The 8,152-nt window shown below is 61.4% G+C and carries 9 protein-coding genes; 1 reads left to right on the top strand and 8 read right to left on the bottom strand.

The window, feature by feature from the left end; all coding sequences use genetic code 11:
* From EN993_RS26710 to ccoN, 7 genes are all read right to left on the bottom strand, one after another.
* A partial coding sequence (locus tag EN993_RS26710) for a heavy metal translocating P-type ATPase (protein WP_164757825.1) occupies positions 1–1,595 on the bottom strand: 1,595 nt, incomplete at its 3' end.
* On the bottom strand, positions 1,592–2,089 hold the full coding sequence (locus EN993_RS26705; RefSeq protein ID WP_109671197.1) for a FixH family protein: 498 nt from the start codon (positions 2,087–2,089) through the stop codon (positions 1,592–1,594). The genes EN993_RS26705 and EN993_RS26710, both read right to left, overlap by 4 nt.
* Positions 2,086–3,645, bottom strand: a complete 1,560-nt coding sequence (gene ccoG / locus EN993_RS26700; RefSeq protein WP_164757824.1) for a cytochrome c oxidase accessory protein CcoG — start codon at positions 3,643–3,645, stop codon at positions 2,086–2,088. The genes EN993_RS26705 and ccoG overlap by 4 nt, the downstream gene beginning before the upstream one ends.
* A gap of 186 nt (positions 3,646–3,831) precedes the next feature.
* On the bottom strand, positions 3,832–4,695 hold the full coding sequence (gene ccoP / locus EN993_RS26695; RefSeq protein ID WP_127265257.1) for a cytochrome-c oxidase, cbb3-type subunit III: 864 nt from the start codon (positions 4,693–4,695) through the stop codon (positions 3,832–3,834).
* Between the two features lie 2 nt (positions 4,696–4,697).
* Positions 4,698–4,847, bottom strand: coding sequence for a cbb3-type cytochrome c oxidase subunit 3 (locus tag EN993_RS26690; RefSeq protein WP_109671200.1), 150 nt, complete (start codon positions 4,845–4,847; stop codon positions 4,698–4,700).
* 12 nt (positions 4,848–4,859) lie between these two features.
* Positions 4,860–5,591 carry a cytochrome-c oxidase, cbb3-type subunit II gene (gene ccoO / locus EN993_RS26685; protein WP_109671201.1) on the bottom strand — a complete coding sequence of 244 codons (732 nt, stop codon included), beginning with the start codon at positions 5,589–5,591 and terminating at the stop codon, positions 4,860–4,862.
* A gap of 11 nt (positions 5,592–5,602) precedes the next feature.
* Entirely contained in the window at positions 5,603–7,213 is a 1,611-nt protein-coding gene (gene ccoN / locus EN993_RS26680) for a cytochrome-c oxidase, cbb3-type subunit I (RefSeq protein ID WP_109671202.1), read from the bottom strand.
* A 251-nt stretch (positions 7,214–7,464) separates the two neighbouring features.
* Between ccoN and EN993_RS26675 the strand changes: the two genes are divergently transcribed.
* A complete protein-coding gene (locus EN993_RS26675) occupies positions 7,465–7,881 on the top strand; it encodes a hemerythrin domain-containing protein (protein ID WP_109671327.1) in 417 nt (138 codons plus the stop codon).
* Here the strand turns inward: EN993_RS26675 and EN993_RS26670 are convergent.
* The coding region (locus EN993_RS26670; protein WP_127265256.1) for a helix-turn-helix domain-containing protein at positions 7,878–8,152 on the bottom strand (275 nt) is incomplete at its 5' end. The genes EN993_RS26675 and EN993_RS26670 overlap by 4 nt on opposite strands.

Genomic DNA, 8,152 nt, shown 5'->3' with positions numbered 1-8,152 from the left:
CCAGCCCATCCGCGTCGACCCAGCCGCCAGATACTTCCGGCGACAGTGGCTTCGATTCCGAACCCCGGATGCTCAGTGACGGCATCGAATTTGTGCTGCCCGCCAAGGCGGGCAAAACCGGCTATGGCCTTTGAAAACGGGTGACGCGAGTGCGCAGCCATGTCGGCCGCGATTGCCAGCATGGTCGGATCGATCGCTGACGCATTGATGAGCCGGGGCTGTCCAAGCGTGAGCGTTCCGGTCTTGTCGAACACCGCTGTATCAATCGTCGCCAGGCGCTCCATGGCCGAACCGTCCTTGACCATGATGCCGTTCTCGAACAGGCGCCGCGCCGCGACCACCTGCACGATCGGCACGGCGAGGCCGAGCGCGCACGGGCATGTGATGATGAGAACGGCAATGGCGATGGTTATCGCCCGGTGCCAGTCGCCAGTCGCCGCCATCCAGCCAAGGAACGTCGCGAAGGCTGTGAGATGAACCACCGGGGCATAGAGCGCCGAAACGCGATCGGCGATCCGGCGATAATGCGCGCGGCCGCCCTCTGCGGCTTCCATGAGCCGAACCATTTCCGCCAGAAACGAATCTTTCGCGGCCGCTGCCGCCTCAATCGTCAGCGGGCCGGTGAGATTGAGGACACCGGCCTGCACGGCTTCGCCTGCCGCCACGTTTCGAGGCGTGCTCTCGCCGGAAACCAACGAGCAGTCCAGATCCGAGGCCCCTTGAATGATCTTGCCGTCGACGGGGATCCTTTCGCCCGCCGCGATCAACAGCAGCATGCCGGGTTCGATCTCGCCAACCGGCAGATAGTCGCGTGCGCCGTCGTTGCGCAGCACCATGGCGCCACGTGCGGCCAACTGGGACAGGCCTTTCACGGCGGTCCGGGCACGTTCGCGCATCACGTGATCCAACGTGCGACCGATCAACAGGAAAAACAGCAGCGATACCGACGCGTCGAAATAGGCGTGATCGCCGTGGTTGATCGTCTCATAGAGACTCATGGCGTAGGCGAGGGACACCCCGACCGCGATCGGCACATCCATGTTCATGCGGCCGTGACGCAGCGCATTCCAGGCCGAGCGGAAGAAGATGCCGCCGGCGAAGGCCAGTGCCGGGATCGCGATCAGCGCCGAGACCCAATGAAACAGGTCCCGCGTTGCGCCTTCGGCGCCGGACCAGACCGAGACTGAAAGCAGCATGATATTGCCCGCCGCAAAGCCGGCGACAGCAACGGCGCGGATCAGTTCCGAAAGCGTCTTGTCCTTGTTATCGACTTCAGGGTCGAACAGATGCGCCTCGTAACCCAGCCGTCCCAGCGCGGCGACGAATGGTGGTACTTGGCTCCCACGCCAGCGGACCACGACCCGCTTCGTGGACAGGTTGACACGAGCACTCTCGACTTGATCGAGCTTTCCCAGTGCTGTCTCGATCGCCTGGATGCAGGCCGCGCAATGAACCGCAGGGACTGAAAGATCGGTCTGGCGGAGATCATCGCCAAGCGATCTGCTCGCCAGCCTGATTTCCTGGCTGGACGGCAGGACCGATGCGGTGTTGACCAGATCAAGCGCCATTTCGGCGCCCGGTGCACAACAACTCATTGCAGCGCTCCATTGGAAATCATGATCCTGCGGACGTCGCGATACGGTTTATCCAGACCGGCATCGGCGTCGACTTCGACAATCCAGACGCCATCCTTCGGCATGTGCTGCGCGGCGAATTCCTGGCCAGAGGCGAGGGCGAGCGTGACGGACTTGTCCTCTTTCTCGTATGCGGGATGGCGAAACAGCACCTTGACGCCATGCAAGGGAACCGGCTTGCCGGCGGCATCGGTGAGGCTGTAGCGGACCTCGCCCCATGCGATGGTCAGCTTGCCGGTCCAGCCAAGTGCTGCCTGCGCGCGACCCTCCTCGGCCTTCTTGTTGAATTGCTGGCTCGCCACATAGGTGTTTTCGACGACAAGGCCGGTCCAGCTCGTGTTGGCGAGCGTGGCCATCGTCAGATTGACCGCGATGACCACGCCGAAGAAGGCAAGGATGGTGAACAGCATGTGCCTGCCTGTGAATTCGCGGGTTTTTTGAGTTCTGGCGCTCATCTGGCAGTCTCCGGCGCGTTGAAGGTGGCGGTGTATTCGTCCGACTCGAAGCTCGCCTTGTCCTCGACACGGAACGTGAAGGTCTGCGCTGTGCCCTGGATTTGATCCGCCGGCTGGCGCACGAAGACCTTCAGCATTTTCAGGCGATCGGGCTCGACCGGGATGGCAAAGGAGCGGCCTACCTTAATGTCGTCCCCGACCACGCTCATTTCGCCCCCTTGCAAGCCCTGCATAGTGACAACAATGGTCCGCGGTTCGGGGATCATGTTGAGCAGCTTGACGGTGTAGCCATTGCGGATCGAGCCGTCGGACAGCGTGACGAATTGCGGATTGCGGTCATGCAGCACGTTCACTTCGAGCCGATCGCGCGTCAGCAGCGAATAGAGCAGACCCAGGCCGATCAGCGACCACATACCCATGTAGACATAGGTGCGCGGCCGAAAGATCTTGCGAATATGGAAATGCGCCACCTTGTCGGAGAAAGGGCCGTCAGTGGTCCTGACCAGCGACGGATTGACGGAACTGGAGCCGCCCGCGGTCGCCAGCATCATGTTGGCGTTGTAATCGGAGAGCGTCGCGTAGGAGATCAGTCCATGCTCCCTGCCGAGCTTGTCCATGACGCCGTCGCAGGCGTCGATGCAAAGCGCGCAGGTGATGCATTCGAGCTGTTGGCCGTCGCGAATGTCGATCCCCATCGGGCAGACCGCGACGCAGGCATTGCAGTCGACGCAGTCGCCGACGGACTGACCTGCTGCCACGACCTTCTTGGCGTGACGCGAACGTGGTTCGCCGCGCCAGTCGTTGTAAGTGACGGTGAGGGAATTTTCGTCGAGCATCGCCGCCTGGATGCGTGGCCATGGGCACATGTAGGTGCAGACCTGCTCGCGCATCAGCCCACCGAACGTATAGGTCGTCGCCGTCAACACGGCGACGGTGATGTAGGCGACGGGGGCTGCGGTGCCGGTGAAAAGTTCGCGAGCCAACGTAGGCGCATCGGCGAAATAGAATATCCAGGCGCCCCCGGTCGCAGCACCTATGACCAGCCAGATGGCGTGTTTCGATACCCGCAGCGCAAGCTTGCGGGCGGTCCAGGGACCGGCATCGAGTTTCATGCGTGCGTTGCGATCACCCTCGATGGCGCGCTCGACAACCAGAAACAGATCGACCCAGACGGTCTGCGGACATGTATAGCCGCACCAGGCACGACCGATAGTCGACGTGATCAGGAAAAGACCGACGCCGGCCATGATCAGAAGGCCGGCCACATAGTAGAATTCCTGCGGCCATATCTCGATGAAGAAGAAGTAGAAGCGCCGGTTGGCGAGATCGAGCAGCACGGCCTGGTCCGGGGCGAACGGGCCACGGTCCCATCGCAACCACGGTGTCAGATAGTAGATACCGAGTGTGATCGCCATCACCAGCCACTTGAACCGGCGAAAGCTTCCCGTTGCCCGTTTCGGGAATATCTTCTTGCGCGCGGCATACATTGGCTGGCGCACTTTGGCGGAGTTCACCGCTTCGGCTTCGAGCCGCTCTACCTGCGTATTGTCCAGCACATGCATCTCCACTCGCGCAGGCGACAATCTGCCCATGCCCGGGCTGCCAGCGTATGGGAGTCTTGCCGCGGGGCGGGGGCAGGCGCGTTGATGCAAGTCAATTGCCGGTGCCGAATACAGGTCGAGGCCCGGCATGGCCGGGCCTCGTCGCTTGGCTGGCGAAGGGTTGGGATTAGGCCCCGCTTCCTATTCCCCACCACCAAGCGAATGGATGTAGACGGCGAGTTCCTTGACCTTGGTCTCGCCCAGGCGTGCGCCCCAGGCCGGCATGACGCCCTGTTTTGGCGCACGGACCTGTGCGGCGATGGCCGCCTCGCCGGATCCGTAGAGCCAGATCGCATCGGTCAGATCGGGCGCGCCGAGCTCCTTGTTGCCCTTTGCATTGTCGCCATGACAGGCCACGCAACTTTCGGCAAAGACCTTGGCGCCGGGCTCGACGAGGCCGGCATCCTGGACCTTTCCCGACAGGCTGGCGACATAGGTGCTGACCTGAGCGATCTGGTCAGTGGTTATGATGTCGCCAAAGGCAGGCATTTCCGACAGGCGCGTGTCCGGATCGGACGCGAAGCGGATGCCGTGCGTGATCGTCTGCTGGATCTGCTCGGCCTTGCCGCCCCACAGCCAGTCGTCGTCGTTGAGATTGGGAAAGCCCTTGGAACCTTGGGCGCCGGAGCCATGGCATTGTACGCAATTGACCTTGAAAGCGGCGCCACCGGCGGCGGTTGCGAATTCGCGCAGGCCATCGTCCGCGGCAATCTCCGAGACGCTCTTGGACTCCACCGCCGAGATATATTTGCCCTTCGCGACCTCAGCCACAGCCAGTTCGTTCTTGACGTCGTTGCGGCTGGAATAGCCGAGCACGCCCTTCGTCGCCGAGTGCAGCAGCGGCCATCCCGGATAGGCGATGGTGTAGCCGATGGCCCAGACAATGGTGACGTAAAACGTGATGACCCACCAGCGCGGAAGCGGGTTGTTGAGCTCCCTTATGCCATCCCACTCATGGCCGGTGGTTGAGACACCGGAGACCTGGTCGATATGCTCGTTGCTCATGATCAGTCATCCTCAAGGGGGATCCGGGCAGCCTCGTCGGCCAGCTTGCGGCTGCCGGGGCGAAGGGCGAAGACAATTGCCCCGACAAAGAAAAGCGCCATGCCGACCAAACCCCAGCTGTCGGCAAACTCCCGCATCAAATTGTAATCCATGGATAAAACTCCTCAGCGATATCCTGCGGCATCGTCGTAGTTCTTGAAGTCAACCAGCGTGCCGAGCATCTGGAGATAGGCGACGAGGGCATCCATTTCGGTGACCTGTTGCGGGTTGCCGTCGAAGTCGCCGACCTTGGCTTTCGGATAGCGTGCTTCGAGGCCGGATGTGTCCGCGTTGGGATCGGCCTGCGCCATAAGGTCGGCATTGGCGTGCGCGATCATGTCATCGTTGTAGGGGACGCCGACCCGCCTGTTGGCGACCAGATGGGTCGAGAAATCCTTCACCTCGATCGGGGCGTCCTTCAGGAACGCGTAGCTCGGCATGATCGATTCCGGCACCACCGAACGCGGATCCGTAAGGTGCTGAACGTGCCATCCATTCGAGTAGCGGTCGCCGACCCGGGCGAGGTCCGGCCCGGTTCGCTTCGATCCCCACTGGAAAGGGTGATCGTACATCGACTCGGCCGCCAAGCTGTAGTGACCGTAGCGCTCGACCTCGTCGCGGAATGGCCTGATCATCTGGCTGTGGCAGAGGTAGCAGCCCTCACGCACATAGATGTTGCGGCCGGCGAGTTCCAGCGGCGAGTAAGGCCGCATGCCTTCGACCTTCTCGATGGTGTTGTCGAGATAGAAGAGCGGTGCGATCTCGACGATGCCGCCGACCGTCACCACCAGAAGGGAGCCAACGAGAAGAAGCGTGGCGTTCTTCTCGATGATCGCGTGTCTGTCCATCAAGCCCATTGTCTGGCTCCTTATTCGGCAGGCTGAAGGGCGGGAACCGAGCCGGGCATCGGCTCCTCCTCGCGCTGGTATCCCAGGATCGTCATGGTAATGTTCCAGGCCATGATCAGGGCGCCGGAGAGGTACATTGCCCCGCCGATGGCGCGCATGACATAGTAGGGGTGCATGGCGGCCACGGTTTCAGCGAATGAGTAGACCAGAAAGCCCTGCTCGTCGTATTCGCGCCACATCAGGCCCTGCATGATGCCGGACACCCACATCACTGCGGCGTAGACGACGATCCCGAGTGTCGCCAGCCAGAAGTGCCAGGTGACCAGCCTCAGCGAGTAGAGCCGTTGACGGTTCCAGAGCTTCGGCGCCATGTAGTAGATCGCACCGAACGAGATCATGCCGACCCAGCCGAGCGCGCCGGAATGGACGTGTCCGATGGTCCAGTCGGTATAGTGCGACAGCGAGTTGACCGTCTTGATCGACATCATCGGCCCCTCGAAGGTCGACATGCCGTAGAAGGCGATGGCCATCACCATCATGCGGATGATCGGATCGGTGCGGAGCTTGTCCCAGGCGCCTGATAGCGTCATCAGGCCGTTGATCATGCCACCCCATGACGGCATCCACAGCATGATCGAGAACACCATGCCGAGCGTCTGCGCCCAATCGGGCAGGGCGGTGTAGTGCAGATGGTGCGGGCCTGCCCAGATGTAGAGGAAGATCAGCGCCCAGAAGTGAATGATGGAGAGACGGTATGAGTAGACCGGCCGGTTCGCTTGCTTGGGCACGAAGTAATACATCATGCCGAGGAAGCCGGCGGTGAGGAAGAAGCCGACGGCGTTGTGGCCGTACCACCACTGTATCAGCGCGTCCTGGACGCCGGAGAAGGCGGAGTAGCTCTTCGAGCCGAGAAACGAAACCGGCATCGACAGGTTGTTGACCACATGCAGCATCGCGACGGTGATGATGAAGGACAGGTAGAACCAGTTGGCGACGTAGATATGCGGCTCCTTGCGCTTCAGGATCGTGCCGAGGAACAGGATGAGATAGGCGACCCAGACGATGGTCAGCCAGATGTCGACGTACCATTCGGGTTCGGCGTATTCGCGGCTCTCGGTGATGCCGAGCAGGTAGCCAGTCGCCGCCATGACGATGAAGAGCTGGTAGCCCCAGAACACGAACCAGGCGAGATCACCACCGAACAGGCGGGCGCGGCAGGTTCGTTGCACGACATACAATGATGTGCACAGCAGTGCGTTGCCGCCGAAGGCAAAGACTACGCCCGATGTATGCAGCGGCCGCAAACGGCCGAAGTTGAACCAGGGCTGGATGTTGAGATCGGGGTAGGCAAGCTGCAGCGCGATGACCACGCCGACAAGCATGCCGACGACACCCCAGAACATGGTGGCGATCGTGCCGTAGCGGATTGGACCATCCATGTAAGCGGATGGGTCAATCGGAGCGGCCACCTGGAAATTCGTGTTGCGGATGAGGATGGCGACAAAACCAAGCAACACAAAAAACAGCACCCACATATGCTGTCGAAATGGCTGGTCCGCGCCGAAGCCAGCGGCCGCTAGGGCCGCGAATGTGAAAAGGCTCAAAGCGAAGATTTGCGTGCCGAACTTCATGAGATATCCCCGACCTCGGATTCCGATGCGCGGACGCCAATCCGCGTAGACACCAATTCAGCAGTCGCGTTGTCGCCGCCTTGATCCATGTCAAAGCCCAGCCCTTTCTGATTGGGCAGCGTGGTCTTGCAAACGAACGGAGGCCGCCGTTGAGCCAGAAGAAAGGGCTGGGATCGTCGCTGTTCGAAGCAGGCGACGAAAATCCCGCACCAACTGATCGATCCAGCAGGGAAGTGGTCCCGGCTGCGGTGATGAAGCGCGCGCACAGGGAAAAGCTGCAGCTCTGCGACGCCCTGGAAAGAATTGCGGACGCCTTGCCCAGCGTCGATCGTCTGAAGTGCCTCGGCGCGGCCAACGCGATCATTCCGCTGCTGCGCAACATTCATCAATACGAAGAGGCGGTGATCTTCCCTGCTTACGAGGACGCCGTGGTCGGCAGCAATGCGAACCTTGCCTCAACCCGGCGATTGCGGGCCGAACATGTGGAAGACGAATGCTTTGCCGGTGAGGTGACCGAAATTCTGCTGGCCATCGGTCATGGCGAGACGGTCGAGAACCCCGAAGCCATCGGTTTCATGTTGCGCGGCCTGTTCGAGAACTTGCGCCGGCACATCGCGTTTGAACGCGAGCATGTCCTGCCGATGATCGGGATCGTCGACCGGGACTAGACGCCGGAGCGGCTCGCCAACCGGGCAAGGCTGTCCACGGTCACATGGCGGTTGTTGTCGATCCGGATCACGTTATCCGTCCGCAGCCGGGTCAACTGGCGGCTCACCGTTTCGATCGTCAGGCCGAGGAAATCGGCGATGTCGGCACGTGTGAGCGGCAGCTCGAAGCTCGTCGAGTTGGTGTTTGGATCAAGCGTGGGATCGATGTTTCTGGCAATCATCAGCAGAAAGCTCGCCACTTTTTCCGCAGCGGTCTTGCGTCCCAGCGTGA

The sequence above is a fragment of the Mesorhizobium sp. M7D.F.Ca.US.004.01.2.1 genome, from assembly GCF_003997785.1.
In the GTDB taxonomy this organism is placed as follows: Bacteria; Pseudomonadota; Alphaproteobacteria; order Rhizobiales; family Rhizobiaceae; genus Mesorhizobium; species Mesorhizobium loti.
The sequence above is the reverse complement of the archived record's forward strand: the minus strand, read 5'-3'. Positions and strand labels throughout refer to the sequence as shown.